Raw genomic sequence first — 24,547 nt, 5'->3', positions numbered from 1 at the left:
TGCCAAAACTGATTACCCGGCCTTCACCATTTTACCTTTCAACAATTTCCGTACCCATAACCGATTCGGATTTAACGCCGCCAGCGTACTGGCATCCATCGGAATCGGTTCGTCGCTCATCTGCGCCGCCAGAATTTCGGCACACAGCGGGGCAGAACACAAACCACGCGAACCCAAAGCTGCAAGCATAAACAGATCGTCATAAACCGGCGCGCTTACCGCCTCATCTTTCTGTTCCGCCAGCGAGGCATATTCCGCGAGCGTTGCGTCATAATCGGGAACATTGCCCACCATTGGCAGATGATCGCGGGTGGCACAACGCACACCGCAACGAGCCTCTTTTTCACTGACATCGACTTCTGTCGCCCATTGCGCCTGTGGGAAACAATCAATCAACCGCTGGCGATTCTGCTGCTGATCATCTTCACTGTACGTCGTATCTTCACTACCGCGATGGTAACTGGCGCCGATACAATGATGCTGATTTGCCGGATTTTGCGGCGTGAGATAACCGTCATAACACAGCACCTGCTTCAGTTTCGCCAGTTCCGGTGTTGTCGGAATATGGCTAACCTGACCGGCAACTGAATACACCGGCAGAGGCGATGTTTGGCTGAAACGGCTAATTTGATGCCCGTTCGCCAGTACCACCACACTATGCGTCGCTTGCTTATCACCTGCAAAATTCAGCAACCAACAGTCATCCTTATGGGATAAGTCCTGTAACTGGTGTTGATAACGAATCTGTAAACCTTGCTGTTGCGCCAGTTCCAGCACATTACGGGTCAGTTCTGCCGGGCACAACCAGCCACCTTGCGGATATGTAATACCGCCGCAATTTGTTACTACACCTGTAACGCCTTCAACCTCATTCGCCCCGACTGCAACAGCCAGATCTGCGGGTAAATCCATCGACAGCATCTGCGCGATTTTATGCTGGCTTTTCTCATCCCAGCCTAACTGCGTGACGCCGCACCAGTCATGATCAAATTTAACGGGCAATAAATCGTAAAGCCGACGAGCAAAAGTAAACGTATTAGAGAAAAAGCGGTTCAGCGCCTCATCATGTTTGCTTAATAACGGATACAGCGCCCCCTGGCGATTGCCGGAAGCACCCAGTGCAGGGGCATCATCCGCGCAATAAAGCGTTACCTGCCAGCCGCGACGCAACAGCGCCAGAGACAATAACGCGCTGGCGATACCGCCGCCGATAACTGCGGCTTCCCGTTTGCTGCTGCCTGTACGGTTAAACCACGGCGTGGAGGAGGGGAGTGGTAATGTCTGTTCCATTACGCCGCAAAGCATTTCCCGTTTTCGCCCAAAGCCCTTACGCTTTTGCATTGTGAATCCGGCTTCCTGCAAACCGCGACGGACAAATCCGGCAGAAGTGAAGGTCGCCAGCGTGCCGCCAGGACGCGCCAGACGCGCCATGGCATTAAACAGGTTTTGCGTCCACATATCCGGGTTCTTCGCGGGCGCAAAACCGTCCAGAAACCAGGCATCCACTTTTTGATTCAGCGAATCGTCCAGTTGGCTGGTCAGTTCGTTAATGTCGCCAAACCATAAATCCAGCGTTACGCGTCCTTCATCGAGCAATAAACGATGGCAACCGGGTAAGGGTAAAGGCCACTGCGCCTGGAGTTGTTCCGCCCACGGCGCCAGTTCCGGCCAGTGTTGATGCGCTAACGCTAAATCAGCACGGGTGAGGGGAAATTTCTCAAAACTAATGAAATGCAATCGCTGCAATTGTGCCTGCGGATGCGCCTGGCGAAACTGATCAAATGCCAGCCACAGCGTCAGGAAGTTTAATCCGGTGCCGAAGCCGCTCTCGGCTACCACAAACAAAGGATGTGGATGAGCAGGAAAACGTGCCTCTAATTGGTTACCCCCCAGAAAGACATAACGCGTCTCTTCCAGTCCGTTATCGTTGGAAAAATAGACATCGTCAAAATCTCGGGAAACAGGTGTACCCTCAGCATTAAATTCGAGGTTGGCAGGTTGTATTGCGTAGTGTTTCACGTAAGTTACTCGTCTTACAGGCGGTGGCTCGATCTTAGCGATGTGTGTCAGGCTGCGCAAATTTCTCTATAAATTGTCTGATCGGACTTGTTCGGCGTACAAGTGTACGCTATTGTGCATTCGAAACTTACTCTATGTGCGACTTACAGAGGTATTGAATGAAACGTGCAGTGATTACTGGCCTGGGCATTGTTTCCAGCATCGGTAATAACCAGCAGGAAGTCCTGGCATCTCTGCGTGAAGGACGTTCAGGGATCACTTTCTCTCAGGAGCTGAAGGATTCCGGCATGCGTAGCCACGTCTGGGGCAACGTAAAACTGGATACCACTGGCCTCATTGACCGCAAAGTTGTGCGCTTTATGAGCGACGCATCCATTTATGCATTCCTTTCTATGGAGCAGGCAATCGCAGATGCAGGCCTCTCTCCGGAAGCTTACCAGAATAACCCGCGCGTTGGCCTGATTGCAGGTTCCGGCGGCGGTTCCCCGCGTTTCCAGGTATTCGGCGCTGACGCAATGCGCGGCCCGCGCGGCCTGAAAGCGGTTGGCCCGTATGTGGTCACCAAAGCGATGGCATCCGGCGTTTCTGCCTGCCTCGCCACGCCGTTTAAAATTCATGGCGTTAACTATTCCATCAGCTCCGCGTGTGCGACTTCCGCACACTGTATCGGTAACGCAGTCGAGCAGATCCAACTGGGCAAACAAGATATCGTGTTTGCTGGCGGCGGCGAAGAGCTGTGCTGGGAAATGGCGTGCGAATTCGATGCAATGGGCGCGCTGTCTACCAAATACAACGACACCCCGGAAAAAGCCTCCCGTACTTATGACGCTCATCGTGATGGTTTCGTTATCGCTGGCGGCGGTGGTATGGTCGTGGTGGAAGAGCTGGAACACGCTCTGGCACGTGGCGCCCACATCTACGCTGAAATCGTTGGCTACGGCGCAACGTCTGATGGCGCAGATATGGTTGCTCCGTCTGGTGAAGGTGCGGTTCGCTGCATGAAGATGGCGATGCACGGCGTTGATACCCCAATCGACTACCTGAACTCTCACGGTACTTCAACTCCGGTTGGCGACGTGAAAGAGCTGGCGGCTATCCGTGAAGTGTTCGGCGATAAGAGCCCGGCGATTTCTGCAACCAAAGCAATGACCGGTCACTCACTGGGCGCGGCGGGTGTGCAGGAAGCTATCTACTCTCTGCTGATGCTGGAACACGGCTTTATCGCCCCGAGCATCAACATTGAAGAGCTGGACGAACAGGCGGCGGGTCTGAACATCGTGACCGAAACAACCGATCGCGAACTGACTACCGTTATGTCTAACAGCTTCGGCTTCGGCGGCACCAACGCCACGCTGGTAATGCGCAAGCTGAAAGATTAATAGATAGAGTCGGTCGGATAAAACGCGTCAGCGTCGCATCCAACACTAACGCAAAAGGGAGCCTGATGGTTCCCTTTTTCACATCATTGACAATTGCCGCCTGTTCCAGGCAAACTTCCCGCTTTGTCGATTCCCTTCTGAAAAGACGTAAGCGTTAAATCCTGCCAACGCACCGTAACCCTGAAACCAGAGAGATGAGACGGGGAAATTCCTCGCCTTGCGCTGCATTCTGGAGTAATGCATGACTGCTGTAAGCCAAACAGAAACACGATCTTCTGCCAATTTTTCACTCTTTCGTATCGCCTTTGCGGTTTTTCTAACTTACATGACCGTAGGGTTACCGTTGCCGGTTATCCCGCTGTTTGTTCATCATGAACTGGGCTATGGCAACACCATGGTCGGGATTGCCGTCGGCATTCAGTTTCTGGCTACGGTGCTGACGCGTGGCTACGCCGGGCGGCTGGCCGATCAATATGGCGCAAAACGTTCGGCGCTTCAGGGGATGTTAGCTTGTGGTCTGGCTGGCGGCGCGCTGCTGCTGGCGGCGCTTTTACCCGTCTCTGCACCGATTAAATTTGCTCTGCTGGTCGTTGGGCGTTTAATTCTTGGTTTTGGTGAAAGTCAGTTACTGACGGGGGCTTTGACATGGGGATTAGGCATTGTCGGACCGAAACACTCCGGTAAAGTGATGTCCTGGAACGGAATGGCCATTTACGGCGCACTGGCAGTCGGTGCACCGCTTGGCTTACTGATTCATAGCCATTATGGTTTTGCCGCACTGGCGCTTACTACAATGGCATTGCCGTTACTGGCGTGGGTCTGCAATGGCACAGTACGCAAAGTACCGGCAATGACGGGAGAACGCCCATCGCTGTGGAGCGTTATCGGGCTTATCTGGAAACCAGGACTAGGTCTGGCGCTTCAGGGGGTTGGCTTTGCGGTTATCGGGACTTTTGTTTCGCTCTACTTTGCCAGCAAAGGATGGGCGATGGCGGGCTTTACGCTCACAGCCTTTGGCGGCGCCTTTGTCGTTATGCGCGTGATGTTTGGCTGGATGCCAGATCGTTTTGGCGGCGTAAAAGTGGCGATTGTCTCTCTGCTGGTGGAAACGATAGGCTTGTTGTTGCTCTGGCAGGCGCCGGCCGCGTGGGTCGCATTAGCGGGCGCGGCGTTAACCGGAGCCGGATGTTCGCTTATTTTCCCTGCGCTGGGCGTGGAGGTGGTTAAACGTGTTCCTTCCCAGGTTCGCGGTACTGCGCTCGGCGGCTATGCCGCGTTTCAGGATATCGCCCTCGGCGTTTCCGGGCCGCTGGCGGGAGTGCTGGCGACCTCGTTTGGCTACTCTTCGGTATTTCTTGCTGGGGCGATATCGGCGGTGCTGGGGATTATCGTGACGATACTGTCGTTTCGCCGGTGTTAACTCACCAGCCAAACCAACATCACAACGATGACGACGAATAATATCCACAAGCTGGGGCGCATTGACATTTTTTGTATCGTGTCAATGAATGGGGTAAAGGGATTGAACAGCGGTTGAATATTACGCGGTTCAATGCCTTTCACCCGCCGCTGATAGAGCTGGTTAAGGATATCCTCGGCCTGTGCAGAAGTCAGGGCTGAATGCGTAGAAAGGCCATACTTTTGCTCAACATAGGTCGATAATACCGTCAGCTCGCTGGCATCCAGTGGCTGTTTTAGCGCCATCTGGAGCGACTCCAGCGTCGGTGTGTGTTGCTGACTTAACGCCTGACGCGCCTGTAACCAGGTGACGAGATGGTTAAACTGTTTCGCCGGAATCAACTCGCCATCTTTCACCCCTGAAAGTTCCAGCATCGATTGCCAGATCTGTTTACTGGGTTCCCCCGTGGCTGCCGCGAGTTTTGTGACCAGTTGCTTGAGCGTATTGTGCTCTGCTGGTAATAAAGGTCGCTCGGTCGCCTGGCGCTGTTGCGGCTGTGGGATAACCATCTTCCCTTCTTGTAGCAGAGTCAGGACGGTTTTTAATTGCTCCGGTGAGAGTTGATTCAGAGGTGTCTGGCCAAAATTATGCCGGATATAATCCGTGACGGCCTGACGATTATTCCCCAGACGTAAATATTCCCCCAATTGAGCCAGAAGTTGGCGGACAGAATAACTTTTTTGCGCAGATAGCAGACGTTGCGCAAGGTTTTGTTCTGCGGCCGGGAAGTGGCGTGAAAGCAAAGGTGAATCACCCGGCAGACCGATGTCGTGCTTTATATTGGCCCACAATTCCGCTCTCTGCTGTTGCGTCAGCGAAGTTATTTTGGTCATCAAACTTTCCAACGCGGTACGTTGCAAGCTGGATAAAGGTTGATTGCCTGCGCCAGACGACAGGTTATCCCCCTGCCCTGGTGGTTGCGCAGGAGGAAGGCCTGAAAGAGGTTGTATCATTATGTATCCTTATACCTGAAATCATCGCAAGTATGCCTGGCCGCGAGATTATGGCACACTTATCCGGTTAACTCTCGTTCTCATACAGGTAGCACAAACGTGAAAATCCTTGTTGATGAAAATATGCCTTATGCCCGCGAATTATTTAGCCGTCTGGGTGAGGTGAAAGCGGTTCCGGGGCGTCCAATTCCAGTCGCTGAACTGGATGATGCAGATGCGCTGATGGTGCGTTCAGTCACAAAAGTGAACGCGTCGCTGCTGGCGGGGAAACCGATAAAATTTGTTGGCACTGCCACGGCAGGGACAGACCATGTTGATGAGGCATGGTTGAAGCAGGTGGGGATTGGTTTTTCTGCGGCACCTGGCTGTAATGCGATTGCGGTAGTGGAATACGTTTTCTCGTCATTGCTGATGCTTGCCGAACGCGATGGATTTTCACTGCATGACCGTACCGTGGGGATCGTGGGCGTCGGTAATGTCGGTCGTCGATTACAGGCGCGGCTGGAGGCGTTGGGGATTAAAACTTTGCTTTGCGATCCGCCACGCGCCGATCGTGGGGATGAGGGGGATTTCCGTTCTCTTGATGAGCTGGTTCAGCACGCCGATGTTCTGACTTTCCATACGCCACTCTTCAAAGACGGACAGTACAAAACGCTACATCTGGCGGATGAAAAACTGATCCGTAGCCTTAAACCTGGAGCGATCCTGATTAACGCCTGCCGTGGCGCAGTCGTCGATAATACCGCCCTGCTGACCTGTCTGAACGAAGGTCAGAAATTAAGCGTGGTGCTGGATGTCTGGGAAGGCGAACCGGAACTCAACGTGGAACTGTTGAAGAAAGTGGATATCGGCACGCCGCATATTGCCGGTTATACCCTGGAAGGAAAAGCGCGCGGTACTACGCAAGTGTTTGAAGCCTATAGCAAGTTTATTGGTCATGAACAACACGTTGCGCTGGATACATTGCTGCCAACGCCAGAGTTTGGTCGCATTACGCTGCATGGCTCGCTCGATCAGCCAACGCTGAAAAGGCTGGTGCATTTGGTGTATGATGTGCGCCGCGATGACGCACCGCTGCGTAAAGTCGCCGGAATACCGGGTGAGTTTGATAAACTGCGCAAAAACTACCTTGAGCGCCGTGAATGGTCGTCTCTGTATGTGATCTGTGATGACGCCAGCGCGGCGGCATTACTGTGTAAACTGGGTTTTAACGCCGTTCATCATCCGGCACGTTAATCTCTTCTTCATGCTCTCTGCTGTAATATCGGCAGGGAGTTTTGCTATTTCTGGAGTAAACCACCATGTCTGAAGGCTGGAACATTGCCGTCCTGGGCGCAACTGGCGCTGTGGGCGAAGCCCTGCTTGAAACGCTGGCTGAACGTCAGTTCCCGGTTGGGGAAATTTATGCACTGGCACGTAACGAAAGCGCAGGCGAACAACTGCGCTTTGGTGGTAAGACAATCACCGTGCAGGATGCCGCTGAATTCGACTGGACGCAGGCGCAACTGGCATTTTTTGTCGCAGGCAAAGAAGCGACCGCTGCCTGGGTTGAAGAAGCGACCAACGCGGGTTGTCTGGTGATCGACAGCAGCGGATTGTTTGCTCTCGAACCCGACGTACCGCTGGTGGTGCCGGAAGTAAACCCGTTTGTACTGACCGATTACCGCAACCGGAATGTCATCGCCGTACCGGACAGCCTGACCAGCCAGTTACTGGCGGCACTGAAACCGTTAATCGATCAAGGCGGTTTGTCTCGTATCAGCGTCACCAGCCTGATTTCTGCCTCCGCCCAGGGTAAAAAAGCGGTCGATGCGTTAGCGGGGCAGAGCGCGAAACTGCTGAACGGTATTCCGATTGATGAAGAAGATTTCTTTGGGCGTCAGCTGGCGTTCAACATGCTGCCCTTATTGCCGGATCGCGAAGGTAGCGTGCGCGAAGAACGCCGTATCGTCGATGAAGTGCGCAAAATCATGCAGGACGAAGGACTGATGATCTCGGCAAGTGTTGTTCAGGCACCGGTATTTTACGGTCATGCCCAGATGGTCAATTTTGAAGCACTGCGTCCGCTGGCGGCAGAAGAAGCGCGTGATGCGTTTGCTCAAAGCGAAGATATTGAGCTTTCTGAAGAGAATGAATTTCCAACGCAGGTGGGCGATGCTTCCGGGTCGCCGCATCTTTCTGTTGGTTGCGTGCGTAATGACTATGGTATGCCGGAGCAAATTCAGTTCTGGTCGGTGGCTGATAACGTTCGCTTTGGCGGCGCATTGATGGCAGTGAAGATCGCTGAAAAACTGGTGCAGGAGTACCTGTACTAATGTCCGACCAGCAACAACCGCCAGTTTATAAAATTGCGCTGGGCATTGAGTACGACGGCAGCAGATATTACGGCTGGCAACGGCAGAACGAAGTTCGCAGCGTGCAGGAGAAGCTGGAAAAGGCGCTCTCGCAGGTGGCGAACGAACCGATCACCGTCTTCTGCGCCGGGCGTACCGACGCAGGCGTACACGGCACCGGGCAGGTTGTGCATTTCGAAACGACCGCGCAGCGCAAAGACGCTGCGTGGACGTTGGGCGTAAATGCGAATTTACCTGGTGACATCGCCGTGCGTTGGGTTAAAGCTGTACCCGATGATTTTCATGCCAGATTTAGCGCCACGGCTCGCCGTTATCGCTACATCATCTACAATCATCGCCTGCGCCCGGCAGTGCTGAGTAAAGGGGTAACCCACTTTTACGAACCGCTGGACGCCGAACGGATGCATCGGGCTGCGCAATGCCTGCTGGGCGAGAATGATTTCACCTCGTTCCGCGCGGTGCAATGTCAGTCCCGAACGCCGTGGCGCAACGTTATGCATATCAACGTCACGCGTCACGGTCCTTATGTGGTGGTGGATATCAAAGCGAATGCCTTTGTACACCATATGGTGAGGAATATTGTAGGCAGCCTGATGGAAGTCGGTGCCCACAACCAGCCAGAGAGCTGGATAGCAGAGCTGTTGGCGGCAAAGGACAGAACGCTGGCGGCAGCAACGGCGAAAGCGGAAGGTCTATATCTGGTTGCGGTGGATTACCCTGACCGGTTTGATCTTCCAAAGCCGCCAATGGGCCCGCTATTTCTGGCGGACTAACGAGAATAATGCTCTGAACATTTCAGGCCGTAGCCAGCGCAGTTACGGCCTGAAAGAGTAAGAGCAAAAGGCATAGGCAATTATGGACCTGATTTATTTCCTCATCGATTTTATCCTGCACATTGATGTGCATCTGGCGGAGCTGGTCGCAGAGTATGGCGTCTGGGTTTATGCCATCCTGTTTTTGATTTTGTTCTGTGAAACCGGTCTGGTGGTGACACCGTTTCTGCCGGGAGATTCGCTGCTGTTTGTTGCCGGGGCACTGGCTTCGCTTGAAACCAACGATCTCAATGTTCATATGATGGTCGTACTGATGTTAATTGCCGCGATTGTTGGTGATGCGGTCAACTACACCATCGGGCGATTGTTCGGCGAGAAATTATTCAGTAATCCGAACTCGAAAATTTTCCGCCGTAGCTATCTCGACAAAACGCATCAGTTTTATGAGAAACACGGCGGCAAAACCATTATTCTTGCCCGTTTTGTGCCAATCGTCAGAACGTTCGCCCCGTTCGTTGCGGGGATGGGCCACATGTCGTACCGTCATTTCGCCGCTTACAATGTGATCGGCGCGCTGTTATGGGTGCTGCTTTTTACCTACGCAGGCTATTTCTTCGGTACAATCCCAATGGTTCAGGATAACCTTAAGCTGCTGATCGTCGGGATTATTGTGGTTTCCATATTGCCGGGCGTCATCGAAATTATCCGTCACAAACGCGCTGCGGCACGCGCCGCAAAATAAAGTAACTCGGCGGTTCGACCACTTTTTTATCCAAAGTTTCGGGCTGTTATGTTTTAATGTGCAACATTGATGGTCTGTTGGGGGCAAAAATGGCATTATGCGTCCCCAAAGATAAAACTGGCATCGAACCAGGTTCAGACAGAAAGGTCCCTAATGAGCTGGATTGAACGAATTAAAAGCAACATTACTCCCACCCGCAAGGCAAGCATTCCTGAAGGTGTGTGGACTAAGTGTGATAGCTGCGGTCAGGTTTTATACCGTGCAGAGCTGGAACGTAATCTTGAGGTCTGTCCGAAGTGTGACCATCACATGCGTATGACGGCGCGTAATCGCCTGCATAGCCTGTTAGATGAAGGAAGCCTTGTGGAGCTGGGTAGCGAGCTTGAGCCGAAAGATGTGCTGAAGTTCCGTGACTCCAAAAAGTATAAAGATCGTCTGGCATCAGCACAGAAAGAAACCGGCGAAAAAGACGCGCTGGTCGTAATGAAAGGCACCCTGTATGGAATGCCGGTCGTTGCTGCTGCCTTCGAATTTGCCTTTATGGGCGGTTCAATGGGATCCGTAGTGGGTGCTCGTTTTGTGCGTGCCGTTGAGCAGGCGCTGGAAGACAACTGCCCGCTGATCTGCTTTTCCGCCTCTGGTGGCGCACGTATGCAAGAGGCGCTGATGTCGCTGATGCAGATGGCCAAAACCTCTGCGGCGCTGGCGAAAATGCAAGAGCGCGGTCTGCCGTACATTTCCGTGCTGACCGATCCGACCATGGGCGGTGTTTCTGCAAGTTTCGCGATGCTTGGCGATCTCAATATTGCTGAACCGAAAGCGTTGATCGGCTTTGCCGGCCCGCGTGTGATTGAACAGACCGTTCGCGAAAAACTGCCGCCGGGATTCCAGCGCAGTGAGTTCCTGATCGAAAAAGGCGCGATCGACATGATCGTCCGTCGTCCGGAAATGCGCCTGAAACTGGCGAGCATTCTGGCGAAGCTGATGAATCTGCCAGCGCCAAATCCTGAAGCGCCACGTGAAGGCGAAGTGGTGCCACCAGCACCGGATCAGGAACCTGAGGCCTGATAACTGATAAGGGCAGGGCCGCTGGCTCTGCCCTTTTGCTATTATCCCCGTAATGAATCAGCGGATACCATGATTATCAAACGCACACCTCAAGCCGCGTCGCCTTTGGCTTCGTGGCTTTCTTATCTGGAAAACCTGCACAGTAAGACTATCGATCTCGGCCTTGAGCGCGTAAGCCAGGTGGCAGCGCGTCTCGGCGTTCTGAAACCAGCACCGTTTGTGTTTACCGTTGCAGGTACGAATGGCAAAGGCACAACCTGTCGCACGCTGGAATCGATACTCATGGCGGCAGGGTACAAAGTGGGGGTTTACAGTTCGCCGCATCTGGTGCGTTATACCGAGCGCGTTCGTGTACAGGGTCAGGAACTACCAGAATCGGCCCACACCGCCTCTTTTGCTGAGATTGAATCGGCACGCGGTGATATTTCCCTGACCTATTTTGAATACGGCACGTTGTCGGCGCTGTGGCTGTTTAAACAGGCGCAACTTGATGTGGTAATTCTGGAAGTGGGGCTGGGGGGGCGTCTGGATGCCACCAATATTGTCGATGCTGATGTGGCTGTGGTGACCAGCATTGCGCTGGATCATACCGACTGGCTGGGGCCAGATCGCGAAAGCATTGGTCGCGAGAAAGCGGGGATCTTCCGCAGTGAAAGACCGGCGATCGTTGGTGAACCTGAAATGCCGTACACCATCGCCGATGTAGCGCATGAGAAGGGCGCACTGTTGCGACGTCGAGGCGTAGAGTGGAATTATTTCGTCAGCGACCATGGCTGGTCGTTTACTGACGCAAACGGTACGCTGGAAAACCTGCCGTTACCGCTTGTCCCACAACCGAATGCCGCAACGGCGCTGGCTGCGCTGCGTGCCAGCGGTCTGGAGGTCAGTGAACAGGCAATTCGCGATGGCATTGCCAGCGCAATTTTGCCGGGACGTTTCCAGATTGTGAGCGAGTCGCCACGCGTCATTTTTGATGTCGCCCATAATCCCCATGCGGCAGAATATCTTACCGGGCGTATGAAAGCGTTACCGAAAAACGGGCGCGTACTGGCAGTAATCGGTATGCTACATGATAAAGATATTGCTGGTACATTGGCCTGGTTGAAAAGCGTGGTGGATGACTGGTATTGTGCGCCACTGGAAGGGCCGCGCGGTGCCACGGCAGAACAACTGCTTGAGCATTTGGGTAACGGCAAATCATTTGATAGCGTTGCGCAGGCATGGGATGCCGCAATGGCAGACGCTAAACCGGAAGATACCGTGCTGGTGTGTGGTTCATTCCACACGGTCGCACATGTCATGGAAGTGATTGACGCGAGGAGAAGCGGTGGCGAGTAAGTTTCAGAATCGGTTAGTTGGCACAATAGTGCTGGTGGCGCTGGGAGTGATTGTGCTGCCAGGGCTGCTGGACGGGCAGAAAAAACATTATCAGGATGAGTTCGCGGCAATCCCGCTGGTGCCTAAAGCGGGCGATCGTGATGAGCCTGATATGATGCCAGCCGCTACCCAGGCATTGCCGACACAGCCGCCGGAAGGGGCTGCAGAGGAGGTGCGTGCGGGCGATGCTGCGGCACCTTCGCTCGATCCGGCAATCATTGCAGCCAATAATACCGAGTTTGAACCGGAACCTGCACCGGTCGCTCCGCCGAAGCCGAAACCGGTGGAACCGCCTAAACCGAAAGTGGAAGCACCTGCGCCGAAGCCAGAACCGAAACCGGTCGTGGAGGAAAAAGCTGCACCGACGGGTAAAGCGTATGTTGTGCAACTGGGGGCGCTGAAAAATGCCGACAAAGTGAATGAGATTGTTGGTAAATTGCGCGGTGCGGGATACCGGGTTTATACGTCGCCGTCAACGCCAGTACAGGGTAAAATTACCCGTATTCTGGTTGGGCCGGATGCCTCGAAAGAGAAGCTGAAAGGCTCGCTGGGTGAGCTGAAGCAACTTTCTGGCTTAAGCGGCGTGGTAATGGGCTATACGCCGAATTAATACGGTTTTGCCTGATGCGACGCTGGCGCGTCTTATCAGGCCTACGCAGGGGTAGAACCGTAGGTCGGATAAGGCGTTCACGCCGCATCCGACATGTATTGCCCGATGCCGCAAAGGCAAAAAAAACCGATGGCGTTGAATGTTTTTTCAGCGCCATTTTTATTGATGCGCGGGAAGGAAATCCCTACGCAAACGTTTTCTTTTTCTGTTAGAATGCGCCCCGAACAGGATGACAGGGCGTAAAATCGTGGGACACATATGGTCTGGATTGATTACGCCATAATCTCGGTGATTGCTTTTTCCTCTCTGGTTAGCCTGATCCGTGGCTTTGTTCGTGAAGCGTTATCGCTGGTGACATGGGGTTGTGCTTTCTTTGTCGCCAGTCATTACTACACTTACCTGTCAGTCTGGTTTACGGGCTTTGAAGACGAACTGGTTCGAAATGGGATTGCCATCGCGGTACTGTTTATTGCCACACTTATCGTTGGCGCTATCGTGAACTTCGTGATAGGCCAGCTAGTGGAGAAAACAGGGTTGTCAGGCACCGATCGGGTGCTGGGCGTCTGTTTCGGTGCGTTGCGTGGTGTGCTGATTGTTGCTGCCATTCTTTTCTTTCTTGACTCCTTTACCGGAGTGTCGAAAAGCGAAGACTGGAGCAAATCACAGCTGATTCCACAGTTCAGTTTTATCATCAGATGGTTTTTTGATTATCTGCAAAGCTCGTCAAGTTTCTTGCCCAGAGCGTAAGTGCTCTGAGATGTGGCTTAACGAGGAAAAAGACGTATGTGCGGTATTGTCGGTATCGCCGGTGTTATGCCGGTTAACCAATCGATTTATGATGCCTTAACGGTGCTTCAGCATCGCGGTCAGGATGCCGCCGGCATCATCACCATTGATGCCAATAACTGCTTCCGTTTGCGTAAAGCGAACGGGCTGGTGAGCGATGTATTTGAAGCTCGCCATATGCAGCGTTTACAGGGCAATATGGGCATTGGTCATGTGCGTTACCCTACGGCTGGCAGCTCCAGCGCCTCTGAAGCACAGCCGTTTTACGTTAACTCCCCGTATGGCATCACGCTTGCCCATAATGGCAATCTGACTAATGCTCACGAGTTGCGTAAAAAGCTGTTTGAAGAAAAACGCCGCCACATCAACACCACTTCCGACTCGGAAATTCTGCTCAATATCTTCGCCAGCGAACTGGACAACTTTCGCCATTATCCGCTGGAAGCCGACAACATTTTTGCTGCCATTGCCGCCACAAACCGCCTGATCCGTGGCGCGTATGCCTGTGTGGCGATGATTATCGGTCACGGTATGGTTGCTTTCCGCGATCCTAACGGCATTCGTCCGCTGGTGTTAGGAAAACGCGATATTGATGAGAATCGCACAGAATATATGGTCGCTTCTGAAAGCGTTGCGCTCGACACCCTGGGCTTTGAGTTCCTGCGTGATGTCGCACCGGGTGAAGCGATTTACATCACTGAAGATGGTCAGTTGTTTACCCGCCAGTGTGCCGATAATCCAGTCAGCAATCCATGCCTGTTTGAGTATGTTTACTTTGCCCGCCCGGACTCGTTCATCGACAAAATTTCCGTTTACAGCGCCCGCGTCAATATGGGAACAAAGCTTGGCGAAAAAATCGCCCGTGAATGGGAAGATCTGGATATCGACGTGGTTATTCCGATCCCGGAAACTTCCTGCGATATTGCACTGGAAATTGCCCGTATTCTGGGTAAACCGTACCGTCAGGGGTTTGTCAAAAATCGTTACGTTGGTCGCACCTTTATCATGCCGGGTCAGCAACTGCGTCGTAAGTCCGTGCGTCGTAAACTGAACGCTAACCGCGCCGAGTTCCGCGATAAAAACGTCCTGCTGGTCGATGACTCTATCGTCCGTGGCACCACCTCTGAGCAAATTATCGAGATGGCGCGTGAAGCCGGAGCGAAGAAAGTGTACCTCGCTTCTGCGGCACCGGAAATCCGCTTCCCGAACGTTTACGGTATTGATATGCCGAGCGCCACGGAGCTTATCGCCCACGGTCGTGAAGTAGATGAAATTCGCCAGATCATCGGTGCTGACGGTCTGATTTTCCAGGATCTGAACGATCTGATCGAAGCCGTTCGCGCTGAAAACCCGGATATCCAGCAGTTTGAATGCTCGGTGTTCAACGGCGTCTACGTCACCAAAGATGTTGATCAGGGCTATCTAGATTTCCTCGATACTTTACGTAATGACGACGCCAAAGCAGTGCAACGTCAGAACGAAGTGGAAAATCTCGAAATGCATAACGAAGGATGATGCCTTCACGCAGGGTGCCGGTCTGGCACCCTGACTTGCAACTCCTGCCGAAATCCTGCAAAGTCTGCCTGCAAGTCTGACAGGGCAACTCTTTATGAAACGACTCATTGTGGGCATCAGCGGTGCCAGCGGCGCGATTTATGGCGTGCGCTTATTACAGGTTCTGCGCGATGTCACAGATATCGAAACGCATCTGGTGATGAGCCAGGCAGCGCGCCAGACCTTATCCCTCGAAACGGATTTTTCCCTGCGCGAAGTGCAGGCATTAGCCGATGTCACGCACGATGCGCGCGATATTGCCGCCAGCATCTCTTCCGGTTCTTTCCAGACACTGGGGATGGTGATTTTACCCTGTTCAATCAAAACACTGTCCGGTATTGTCCATAGCTATACTGATGGCTTACTGACCCGTGCGGCAGATGTGGTGCTGAAAGAGCGTCGTCCGTTGGTGCTCTGCGTGCGTGAAACTCCGTTGCACTTAGGCCACCTGCGTTTAATGACTCAGGCGGCAGAAATTGGTGCGGTGATTATGCCTCCCGTTCCGGCATTTTATCATCGCCCGCAATCCCTTGATGATGTGATAAATCAGACGGTTAACCGTGTTCTTGACCAGTTTGCGATAACCCTTCCTGAAGATCTCTTTGCCCGCTGGCAGGGCGCATAATTCCACTGTTGCCCTGTTTCAGGGCAATTTTGCAACCGCGATCAAATCCTCGACATTTTGTTCCTGCCATTCAATCGAAACGCTGCGATTCAACCGCCATACCTGCTATCTTCAACTTCAGGACAATAATGCAACGTCTTATTAACATATTTAACGTTGAATGTTAATGTTGCCGTCAAGATGGCATAAGACCTGCATGAAAGAGCCTGCAAACACACAACACAATACACAACATAAAAAAGCCATTTCACTTGAGGGTTATGTATGAAGAAGTCGATTCTCGCTCTGTCTTTGTTAGTCGGTATTTCCGCAGCGGCCTCCAGCTATGCGGCGCTACCGGAGACGGTACGTATCGGAACGGATACCACCTATGCACCGTTCTCATCGAAAGATGCCAAAGGTGACTTTGTTGGCTTTGATATCGATCTTGGTAACGAGATGTGCAAACGGATGCAGGTGAAATGTACCTGGGTTGCCAGTGACTTTGATGCGCTGATCCCCTCACTGAAAGCGAAAAAAATCGACGCCATTATTTCGTCGCTCTCCATTACTGATAAACGTCAGCAGGAAATTGCCTTCTCTGACAAGTTGTACGCCGCAGATTCTCGTTTGATTGCCGCCAAAGGTTCGCCGATCCAGCCGACGCTGGATTCACTGAAAGGTAAACATGTTGGCGTGCTGCAAGGCTCTACCCAGGAAGCGTATGCCAATGATAACTGGCGTAGTAAAGGCATCGATGTGGTGGCCTATGCTAACCAGGATTTGGTCTATTCCGATCTGGATGCAGGCCGTCTGGATGCCGCTTTGCAGGATGAAGTCGCGGCCAGCGAAGGATTCCTCAAGCAACCTGCCGGTAAAGAGTTCGCCTTTGCTGGCTCATCAGTGAAAGACAAAAAATACTTCGGTGATGGTACAGGCGTAGGGCTACGTAAAGATGATGCCGAACTGAAAGCCGCTTTTGATAAGGCGCTTGGCGAACTGCGTCAGGACGGCACTTACGACAAGATGGCGAAAAAGTATTTCGACTTTAATGTCTACGGTGACTGATACGTCGCTGGGAAGCTGTACCTGATGGAATGATCATCATGGTGCACGCCAGGTTTGTTGCACTATCGTGGTGCATTGAAATGCATACTTAAGCATTTTTAATGAAAAATAATACGTCTAACGGGGCGGGATATTTTGCCTTGATGGTCAATTTTATGGCACGATAAGTGTAACAAACCTGTAAATATTCCCTATAAAAAGACTGTCAGTTGAGGACATTATGAAAAAACTGGTGCTATCGCTCTCTCTGGTTCTGGCCTTCTCCAGCGCAACTGCGGCATTTGCTGCGATTCCGCAAAACATCCGCATCGGTACCGACCCGACCTATGCGCCATTTGAATCAAAAAATTCACAAGGCGAACTGGTTGGCTTCGATATCGATCTGGCGAAGGAGTTGTGCAAGCGCATCAATACGCAATGTACGTTTGTCGAAAACCCGCTGGATGCGTTAATCCCGTCCTTAAAAGCGAAGAAGATTGACGCTATCATGTCATCGCTTTCCATTACGGAAAAACGTCAGCAAGAAATTGCCTTCACCGACAAACTGTACGCTGCCGATTCTCGTCTGGTGGTGGCGAAAAATTCCGACATTCAGCCGACAGTCGAGTTGCTGAAAGGCAAGCGGGTAGGCGTATTGCAGGGCACCACCCAGGAGACATTTGGTAATGAACACTGGGCGCCCAAAGGCATTGAAATCGTCTCTTATCAGGGGCAGGACAACATTTATTCTGACCTGACTGCCGGACGTATTGATGCCGCGTTCCAGGATGAGGTCGCTGCCAGCGAAGGTTTCCTCAAACAACCCGTCGGTAAAGATTACAAATTCGGTGGCCCGTCTGTTAAAGATGAAAAACTGTTTGGCGTAGGCACCGGCATGGGTCTGCGTAAAGAAGATAACGAACTGCGCGAGGCACTGAACAAAGCCTTTGCCGAAATGCGCGCTGACGGTACTTACGAGAAACTGGCGAAAAAGTACTTCGATTTTGATGTTTATGGTGGTTAATCACCATCGGTGAAGGAAAGCCCGCTCCCTTCGGGTAACCGGAGGGAGACAAGAGGCGGTAATTCACCACACACGACAGGACAGGCTGCATGTTGTATGGGTTTTCAGGTGTTATTTTACAGGGTGCGCTCGTCACGCTGGAGCTGGCTATCAGCTCTGTAGTGCTCGCTGTAATCATCGGTTTAATTGGCGCTGGCGGTAAGCTCTCGCAAAATCGGCTTTCGGGGCTGATTTTCGAAGGATACACCACGCTGATTCGTGGCGTGCCGGACTTGGTGTTGATGCTGCTGATTTTCTATGGTTTGCAGATTGCGCTAAACACGGTGACGGAGGCGATGGGCGTCGGGCAGATTGATATCGACCCGATGGTCGCCGGCATTATCACTCTCGGTTTTATCTACGGTGCTTATTTTACCGAAACGTTCCGTGGCGCGTTTATGGCAGTGCCGAAAGGGCATATTGAGGCGGCAACGGCGTTCGGTTTTACTCGTGGGCAAGTGTTTCGGCGGATCATGTTTCCGGCGATGATGCGTTACGCCCTGCCGGGGATTGGCAACAACTGGCAGGTAATCCTCAAATCTACAGCCCTGGTTTCGTTACTCGGCCTGGAAGATGTGGTCAAAGCCACGCAGTTGGCAGGAAAAAGTACCTGGGAACCGTTCTATTTCGCCATCGTCTGTGGCGTGATTTATCTGGTTTTCACCACCGTTTCCAATGGTGTGCTGCTGTTCCTTGAGCGCCGCTATTCCGTGGGTGTGAAGAGGGCTGACCTGTGATCGAAATCTTACATGAATACTGGAAACCACTGCTGTGGACCGATGGTTATCGTTTTACCGGCGTGGCGATCACCCTGTGGCTGCTGATTTTGTCGGTAGTGATAGGCGGAATTCTGGCGCTGTTTCTGGCGATTGGTCGCGTCTCAAGTAATAAATATATCCAGTTTCCAATCTGGCTATTTACGTATATTTTTCGCGGTACGCCGCTGTATGTTCAGCTGCTGGTGTTCTATTCTGGCATGTACACGCTGGAGATTGTTAAGGGCACCGAGTTCCTTAATGCCTTTTTCCGCAGTGGCCTGAACTGTACCGTGCTGGCGCTGACGCTCAACACCTGTGCTTACACCACTGAGATTTTTGCCGGGGCGATCCGTTCGGTGCCGCACGGGGAAATCGAAGCCGCCAGAGCCTACGGTTTCTCAAGCTTTAAAATGTATCGCTGCATTATTTTGCCATCGGCGCTGCGTATTGCGTTACCGGCCTACAGCAACGAAGTGATCCTGATGTTGCATTCTACTGCGCTGGCTTTTACCGCCACAGTGCCGGATCTGCTGAAAATTGCCCGCGATATCAACGCCGCCACGTATCAACCATTTACCGCCTTCGGCATTGCCGCTGTGCTCTATTTAATTATCTCTTATGTCCTGATAAGCCTGTTCCGTAAAGCGGAAAAACGCTGGTTGCAGCATGTGAAACCTTCTTCAACGCACTGAGAATACGATGTCCGAGAATAAATTAAACGTTATCGATTTGCACAAACGCTACGGTGAACACGAAGTGCTGAAAGGGGTCTCTCTGCAAGCGAACGCCGGAGATGTGATAAGCATCATCGGATCGTCGGGATCGGGGAAAAGTACCTTTCTGCGTTGCATTAACTTCCTCGAAAAACCGAGCGAAGGATCGATCGTGGTTAACGGCCAGACCATCAATCTGGTGCGTGATAAAGACGGCCAACTCAAAGTCGCCGATAAAAATCAGCTGCGCTTACTGCGCACACGCCTGACGATGGTGTTCCAGCACTTCAATCTCTGGAGCCACATGACGGTACTGGAAAACGTCATGGAAGCGCCGATTCAGGTGCTGGGTCTGAGTAAGCACGAAGCACGCGAGCGGGCGGTGAAGTATCTGGCGAAAGTCGGCATAGACGAACGTGCGCAGGGGAAATACCCGGTGCATCTTTCCGGCGGTCAGCAACAGCGTGTTTCCATCGCAAGGGCGCTGGCAATGGAACCGGAGGTTCTGCTGTTTGATGAACCTACCTCGGCGCTCGATCCTGAACTGGTAGGCGAAGTGTTGCGTATTATGCAGCAGCTCGCAGAAGAGGGAAAAACGATGGTTGTAGTGACCCACGAAATGGGCTTTGCCCGCCACGTCTCCACGCATGTAATTTTTCTTCATCAAGGGAAAATTGAAGAAGAGGGGGCGCCAGAACAGTTATTCGGCAACCCGCAAAGTCCGCGTCTGCAACAGTTCCTTAAAGGTTCGCTGAAATAATTACCTCTCCGGTGGCTAATGCTGCCGGAGTATTTTCAGGGGGAATTTGCGAGTCAGCTTCCGCTGAAATGTAAAAGTTGCAGTCCGCTAAAAATACTTCTGAATTCGCTGTCCAAAGATAAAAACTGCCTGCTGCATTAGCTATTAAGGATGGGTATTGTCACGTCATCTTAAATTTGAGGGGTGACGGAACGCCATGACAATATCGACAACTTCCACGCCGCATGATGCGGTATTTAAATCTTTTTTACGCCATCCAGACACCGCGCGGGATTTTATTGATATTCATCTTCCCGCACCGCTGCGCAAACTGTGTGATTTAACGACGCTCAAACTGGAACCCAACAGTTTTATTGATGAAGACCTGCGGCAATATTATTCCGACCTCTTGTGGTCTGTGAAAACGCAGGAGGGCGCGGGCTATATTTATGTAGTGATAGAGCACCAAAGTAAGCCAGAAGAATTAATGGCTTTTCGCATGATGCGCTATTCCATCGCGGCAATGCAAAACCATCTTGATGCGGGCTATAAAGAGCTTCCGTTGGTGATCCCGATGCTGTTTTATCATGGTTGCAGGAGTCCTTACCCTTATTCTCTCTGCTGGCTTGATGAATTTGCGGAGCCAGCTATAGCCCGCAAAATTTATTCATCGGCTTTTCCGCTGGTGGATATTACCGTAGTGCCGGATGACGAGATTATGCAACATCGCAAAATGGCGTTGTTGGAATTAATTCAGAAACATATCCGTCAGCGCGATCTGTTGGGATTAGTCGATCAAATTGTTTCGCTGCTAGTTACAGGGAACACTAATGACAGACAGCTAAAAGCTCTGTTTAATTACGTATTACAAACAGGGGATGCCCAGCGTTTCCGAGCATTTATTGGTGAGATAGCGGAACGTGCACCACAAGAAAAGGAGAAACTGATGACCATTGCTGACAGATTACGTGAAGAAGGTGCAATGCAGGGCAAACACGAAGAAGCTCTGCGTATTGCTCAGGAGATGCTGGAAAAAGGATTTGACCACGAAGTCATCCTGACGCTGACCCGACTTTCGCCAGACGATCTCATCGCGCAAAGCCACTAATCCTGTAACACCGGGAATTAACTGGCGGATGTTTGCAATAGACCACATCAGCGAACGACATCCGCCAGCGCCTCTTCTAAATCGTACCAGCGAAACGCAAAACCCGCTTCTTCCAGCCGTTTTGGCAACGCACGTTGTCCGCCCAAGACCAGAACCGATGATTCCCCCATCAGCAAGCGAATAGCTGTGGCAGGGACGCGCAAAATCGCCGGGCGATGCAGCGCATGACCAAGCGCATGGGCAAATTGTTCATTGTGTACCGGATATGGCGAGACCATATTAAATGGCCCGCGCAGATCGTTATCCAGCAGCCAGAGAATACCGTTGACCATATCATCAATATGAATCCAGGCCAGATACTGCCGACCGGAGCCAATCGGACCGCCCAGGCCAAGGCGAAACGGAGGCAGCATTTTACCGAGGATACCGCCATCCGAAGCCAGTACTACGCCGGTACGCAGCAGGCACACTCGTGTTTTGTCGCTTTGCGCCCGACAGGCAATTTCCTCCCAACGGGCGCAGAGTTTATGGGTAAATTCGTTATGTGGCGGTTCTTCTTCGGTGACCACGACTTCACCTAAGTCACCATAATATCCCGCCGCCGAGCCGGAAATGAGCACTGACGGCGGCGTGTCGCTGGCGTTAATCAAATCCACCAGTTTTTGCGTTATATTCCAGCGGCTTTGGCAGAGGCGATCTTTTTGCTCGCGAGTCCAGCGTTTATCGGCTATTGGTTCACCGGCCAGATTGATCACCGCATCAACGCCGTTGAGGTTGCTTTGATCGGCAAGCTCTTGCCATAGTGTCACCTGGGAGCCGAGAACTGAGCTGGCTTTCTGCGGGTTACGTGTTACAACCGTGACCTGATGGCCCAGTTCCAACAAACGTGGGATTAAATGACGACCAATTAATCCCGTTCCTCCAGTGATCACTATGTTCATGCAGCCTCCCGATATGGCGGTTAACGCTGCCAGCGTAAGGTCATGGATACCGAATCGGCGTAGCGCAGCGCGTGCAGTTTATCGATCTCCACTTCAGCATACGTCACCCAGTGATGTTCACGTGCGATATCGAGCACATCCTGAGTTAATTTTTCCAGCAAAGAGAAACGGTTATTCTCTACATGCTGAATAATGTTTTTCGTTACGGTGCGATAATTCAGCGCATCGTTGATATCTTCACTGGTTCGCGCTTTATCGGCGGGGTAGTGGATCGTCACATTGATAACAATATCCTGACGGTTGTTAATCTCTTCGTCCTTAATGCCAATAAACGTTCGTAAACGAAGGTTCTTTATCCGAATAATCGCGGCAGGTTGTGCCATTGCAGGTTCTCCGTTGTTTTATTTAGGATTAAATAATACACGAGAACCAGGTTCTGTTAACTATTCGAAATCTCATCATTTACTTGTGCTTTTAGTAGCGCCTGCCCGGTAGCAGGACGTGAGCGGATTCGTTCATACCAGTTTTTTACTGCCGGATACATTGCGAGTTCAATTCGCTGGCGAGTCCAGGCATTAACCCACGGCCAACAGGCAATATCTGCAATGCTGTAGTTTTCACCGCCCAGCCAGGGCGAGTTTTCCAGGCGCTTATTCAATACATGATACAGACGCTGAGTTTCAACCTGATAACGCTCAATTGCATAGGGAATAGTCTGTGGCGCTGCATGATTAAAATGGTGATTTTGCCCGAGCATCGGCCCCAGGCCTCCAACCTGCCAGAATAACCACTGTAATGTAGTGGCGCGCTCACGCGGTTGATGACCTAAAAATAGCCCTGTTTTTTCCGCCAGATACAACAAAATCGCACCTGATTCAAAGAGGCTTAATGGTTCTCCGCCGTCAGTCGGGGCATGATCAACAATCGCCGGAATTTTATTGTTGGGCGAAATGAGCAAAAACTCCGGGCGAAACTGACCACCTTTACCGAGGTCAACTTTGATTAAGCGATAATCCAGTCCCGCCTCTTCGAGAAACAACGTAATTTTGTGACCATTCGGCGTTGGGGCGAAATAGAGATCGATCATTGCAGCTCCGGTTATCTAATAATCTGAACACATCAAGTATAGAAAGCGCAGCGACTTGTGTAAGTTTTCATCAAGTCACCGTGACAAAAAGGCTCTATAGTTTGATAGCAAGCCCATTTATCGCTGAGGACATAATGAGTAAACCTGCTATCACGCTGTGGTCAGATGCCCATTTTTTCTCCCCTTATGTGTTATCCGCCTGGGTGGCGTTGCAGGAGAAAGGCCTGCCTTTTCATATAAAAACCATCAACCTCGACAGCGGTGAACATTTGCGGCCGACGTGGCAAGGTTACGGACAGACACGGCGCGTGCCGTTGTTACAAATTGATGATTTTGAGTTGAGTGAATCCTCTGCCATTGCAGAATATCTGGAGGATCGTTTTGCGCCGCCGACCTGGGAGCGCATTTATCCGCTTGATTTACAAAATCGGGCGCGAGCACGGCAGATTCAGGCCTGGTTACGCAGCGATCTGATGCCCATCCGCGAAGAACGTTCGACGGATGTTGTCTTTGCTGGTGCGAAAAAAGCGCCACTAACGGCGGAGGGAAAAGCCAGTGTAGAGAAACTGTTCGCGATGGCAGAACATTTACTGGCACATAACCAGCCGAATCTGTTTGGTGAGTGGTGTATTGCGGATACTGATTTGGCGTTAATGATTAACCGCCTGGTATTACAGGGTGATGAGGTGCCGGAACGTCTGGTGGATTATGCAGCATTCCAGTGGCAGAGGGCTTCAGTTCAGCGTTTTATTGCACTTTCGGCGAAGCAATCTGGCTGATAGAGGCGATAGAATCCAGTATCATAGCTTACGTTTTTTCGACGAGGAGTGAGTGATGAAACTGATGTTTGCATCGGACATTCATGGGTCGTTACCGGCGACGGAACGTGTTCTGGATTTGTTTGCCCAGAGCGGAGCTCAGTGGCTGGTGATTCTTGGCGACGTGCTGAATCATGGCCCGAGAAACGCCCTGCCTGAAGGGTATGCGCCAGCCAAAGTAGCCGAACGGCTGAATGAGGTGGCGCATAAAGTTATCGCCGTGCGCGGCAACTGCGATAGCGAAGTGGATCAGATGCTGCTGCACTTCCCGATAACCGCACCGTGGCAACAGGTATTACTGGAAAAACAACGTCTGTTTCTGACGCATGGTCATCTGTTTGGCCCAGATAATCTGCCGACTTTAAACCAGAACGACGTGTTGGTGTACGGTCATACCCATCTACCAGTGGCGGAACAGCGGGGTGAAATCTTCCACTTTAACCCCGGTTCGGTAAGCATCCCGAAAGGCGGTTATCCGGCGAGCTATGGCATGTTGGATGATGACGTACTAAGCGTAATCGCACTCAATGATCAAAGTATCATTGCGCAGATCGCGATTAATCCGTAATTTACCCACAACTCAAAATGCGCCGTA

General features: G+C 51.9%; 25 protein-coding genes. 20 read left to right on the top strand and 5 right to left on the bottom strand.

Annotated elements, in window-relative coordinates; translation table 11 throughout:
* Window positions 1-12: 12 nt before the first annotated feature.
* Complete coding sequence (mnmC, locus tag A7Z29_RS17760; RefSeq protein WP_105290561.1) at window positions 13-2,019, bottom strand: bifunctional tRNA (5-methylaminomethyl-2-thiouridine)(34)-methyltransferase MnmD/FAD-dependent 5-carboxymethylaminomethyl-2-thiouridine(34) oxidoreductase MnmC; 2,007 nt, start codon at window positions 2,017-2,019, stop codon at window positions 13-15.
* A gap of 158 nt (window positions 2,020-2,177) precedes the next feature.
* Here mnmC and fabB point away from each other — a divergent pair, with 158 nt between their 5' ends.
* Window positions 2,178-3,398 (top strand): beta-ketoacyl-ACP synthase I, encoded by a 1,221-nt coding sequence (fabB, locus tag A7Z29_RS17755; RefSeq protein ID WP_000817178.1) that lies wholly within the window; start codon window positions 2,178-2,180, stop codon window positions 3,396-3,398.
* A gap of 241 nt (window positions 3,399-3,639) precedes the next feature.
* A complete protein-coding gene (locus tag A7Z29_RS17745; protein WP_000127793.1) occupies window positions 3,640-4,818 on the top strand; it encodes an MFS transporter in 1,179 nt (392 codons plus the stop codon).
* Here the strand turns inward: A7Z29_RS17745 and flk are convergent.
* On the bottom strand, window positions 4,815-5,810 hold the full coding sequence (gene flk, locus A7Z29_RS17740) for a flagella biosynthesis regulator Flk (protein WP_000615849.1): 996 nt from the start codon (window positions 5,808-5,810) through the stop codon (window positions 4,815-4,817). The genes A7Z29_RS17745 and flk overlap by 4 nt on opposite strands.
* A 99-nt stretch (window positions 5,811-5,909) precedes the next feature.
* Here flk and pdxB point away from each other — a divergent pair, with 99 nt between their 5' ends.
* From pdxB to rpnB, 16 genes are all read left to right on the top strand, one after another.
* Window positions 5,910-7,046 (top strand): 4-phosphoerythronate dehydrogenase PdxB, encoded by a 1,137-nt coding sequence (gene pdxB / locus A7Z29_RS17735; protein ID WP_105290560.1) that lies wholly within the window; start codon window positions 5,910-5,912, stop codon window positions 7,044-7,046.
* Between the two features lie 65 nt (window positions 7,047-7,111).
* Window positions 7,112-8,125 (top strand): aspartate-semialdehyde dehydrogenase, encoded by a 1,014-nt coding sequence (locus tag A7Z29_RS17730; protein ID WP_001289156.1) that lies wholly within the window; start codon window positions 7,112-7,114, stop codon window positions 8,123-8,125.
* Window positions 8,125-8,937, top strand: coding sequence for a tRNA pseudouridine(38-40) synthase TruA (gene truA, locus A7Z29_RS17725; RefSeq protein ID WP_001283597.1), 813 nt, complete (start codon window positions 8,125-8,127; stop codon window positions 8,935-8,937). The genes A7Z29_RS17730 and truA overlap by 1 nt, the downstream gene beginning before the upstream one ends.
* Window positions 8,938-9,019: 82 nt before the next feature.
* Window positions 9,020-9,679 (top strand): DedA family protein, encoded by a 660-nt coding sequence (locus A7Z29_RS17720; RefSeq protein ID WP_000364335.1) that lies wholly within the window; start codon window positions 9,020-9,022, stop codon window positions 9,677-9,679.
* A gap of 153 nt (window positions 9,680-9,832) precedes the next feature.
* Window positions 9,833-10,747: an acetyl-CoA carboxylase, carboxyltransferase subunit beta gene (gene accD, locus A7Z29_RS17715; protein WP_000118402.1), complete on the top strand. Its 915-nt coding sequence runs from the start codon at window positions 9,833-9,835 to the stop codon at window positions 10,745-10,747.
* Between the two features lie 69 nt (window positions 10,748-10,816).
* The gene (gene folC / locus A7Z29_RS17710; protein ID WP_105290559.1) at window positions 10,817-12,085 is read left to right on the top strand and encodes a bifunctional tetrahydrofolate synthase/dihydrofolate synthase; all 1,269 of its coding nucleotides are present in this window, start codon (window positions 10,817-10,819) and stop codon (window positions 12,083-12,085) included.
* On the top strand, window positions 12,075-12,734 hold the full coding sequence (gene dedD / locus A7Z29_RS17705) for a cell division protein DedD (RefSeq protein WP_000146983.1): 660 nt from the start codon (window positions 12,075-12,077) through the stop codon (window positions 12,732-12,734). The genes folC and dedD overlap by 11 nt, the downstream gene beginning before the upstream one ends.
* Before the next feature lie 258 nt (window positions 12,735-12,992).
* A complete protein-coding gene (cvpA, locus tag A7Z29_RS17700; RefSeq protein ID WP_105290558.1) occupies window positions 12,993-13,481 on the top strand; it encodes a colicin V production protein in 489 nt (162 codons plus the stop codon).
* Window positions 13,482-13,517: 36 nt separating this feature from the next.
* A complete protein-coding gene (gene purF / locus A7Z29_RS17695; protein WP_000334227.1) occupies window positions 13,518-15,035 on the top strand; it encodes an amidophosphoribosyltransferase in 1,518 nt (505 codons plus the stop codon).
* A gap of 94 nt (window positions 15,036-15,129) precedes the next feature.
* Window positions 15,130-15,699: a flavin prenyltransferase UbiX gene (ubiX, locus tag A7Z29_RS17690; RefSeq protein WP_000825700.1), complete on the top strand. Its 570-nt coding sequence runs from the start codon at window positions 15,130-15,132 to the stop codon at window positions 15,697-15,699.
* 264 nt (window positions 15,700-15,963) lie between these two features.
* Window positions 15,964-16,746, top strand: coding sequence for a lysine/arginine/ornithine ABC transporter substrate-binding protein ArgT (argT, locus tag A7Z29_RS17685; protein ID WP_105290557.1), 783 nt, complete (start codon window positions 15,964-15,966; stop codon window positions 16,744-16,746).
* Between the two features lie 220 nt (window positions 16,747-16,966).
* Window positions 16,967-17,749 carry a histidine ABC transporter substrate-binding protein HisJ gene (hisJ, locus tag A7Z29_RS17680; RefSeq protein WP_000737617.1) on the top strand — a complete coding sequence of 261 codons (783 nt, stop codon included), beginning with the start codon at window positions 16,967-16,969 and terminating at the stop codon, window positions 17,747-17,749.
* Between the two features lie 89 nt (window positions 17,750-17,838).
* A complete protein-coding gene (gene hisQ / locus A7Z29_RS17675; protein ID WP_000965518.1) occupies window positions 17,839-18,525 on the top strand; it encodes a histidine ABC transporter permease HisQ in 687 nt (228 codons plus the stop codon).
* Complete coding sequence (locus A7Z29_RS17670; RefSeq protein WP_000569947.1) at window positions 18,522-19,238, top strand: ABC transporter permease; 717 nt, start codon at window positions 18,522-18,524, stop codon at window positions 19,236-19,238. The genes hisQ and A7Z29_RS17670 overlap by 4 nt, the downstream gene beginning before the upstream one ends.
* A gap of 7 nt (window positions 19,239-19,245) precedes the next feature.
* A complete protein-coding gene (gene hisP / locus A7Z29_RS17665) occupies window positions 19,246-20,019 on the top strand; it encodes a histidine ABC transporter ATP-binding protein HisP (protein ID WP_001293604.1) in 774 nt (257 codons plus the stop codon).
* A gap of 196 nt (window positions 20,020-20,215) precedes the next feature.
* On the top strand, window positions 20,216-21,106 hold the full coding sequence (gene rpnB / locus A7Z29_RS17660; RefSeq protein ID WP_000156119.1) for a recombination-promoting nuclease RpnB: 891 nt from the start codon (window positions 20,216-20,218) through the stop codon (window positions 21,104-21,106).
* 47 nt (window positions 21,107-21,153) lie between these two features.
* Here the strand turns inward: rpnB and A7Z29_RS17655 are convergent, their stop codons facing one another.
* The 3 genes from A7Z29_RS17655 to yfcG are packed head-to-tail and all read right to left on the bottom strand — an operon-like array spanning window position 21,154 to window position 23,134.
* Window positions 21,154-22,047, bottom strand: a complete 894-nt coding sequence (locus A7Z29_RS17655; protein ID WP_001028348.1) for a TIGR01777 family oxidoreductase — start codon at window positions 22,045-22,047, stop codon at window positions 21,154-21,156.
* A 20-nt stretch (window positions 22,048-22,067) separates the two neighbouring features.
* Window positions 22,068-22,430 carry a dihydroneopterin triphosphate 2'-epimerase gene (gene folX / locus A7Z29_RS17650; protein ID WP_000068453.1) on the bottom strand — a complete coding sequence of 121 codons (363 nt, stop codon included), beginning with the start codon at window positions 22,428-22,430 and terminating at the stop codon, window positions 22,068-22,070.
* A gap of 56 nt (window positions 22,431-22,486) precedes the next feature.
* Window positions 22,487-23,134: a GSH-dependent disulfide bond oxidoreductase gene (gene yfcG / locus A7Z29_RS17645; RefSeq protein ID WP_085460972.1), complete on the bottom strand. Its 648-nt coding sequence runs from the start codon at window positions 23,132-23,134 to the stop codon at window positions 22,487-22,489.
* Window positions 23,135-23,268: 134 nt separating this feature from the next.
* On the opposite strand from yfcG, the gene yfcF reads away from it, so the two are divergent.
* Both yfcF and yfcE read left to right on the top strand, forming a co-directional pair.
* Window positions 23,269-23,913, top strand: coding sequence for a glutathione transferase (gene yfcF / locus A7Z29_RS17640; RefSeq protein ID WP_000042423.1), 645 nt, complete (start codon window positions 23,269-23,271; stop codon window positions 23,911-23,913).
* 55 nt (window positions 23,914-23,968) lie between these two features.
* Window positions 23,969-24,520: a phosphodiesterase gene (gene yfcE / locus A7Z29_RS17635; RefSeq protein ID WP_010346680.1), complete on the top strand. Its 552-nt coding sequence runs from the start codon at window positions 23,969-23,971 to the stop codon at window positions 24,518-24,520.
* The last annotated feature ends 27 nt before the right edge of the window (window positions 24,521-24,547 follow it).

Source organism: Escherichia sp. MOD1-EC6842 (assembly GCF_002965705.1).
In the GTDB taxonomy this organism is placed as follows: Bacteria; Pseudomonadota; Gammaproteobacteria; order Enterobacterales; family Enterobacteriaceae; genus Escherichia; species Escherichia ruysiae.
Note: the sequence above shows the minus strand (reverse complement) of the source record. Positions and strands in the feature narration are given on the sequence as shown.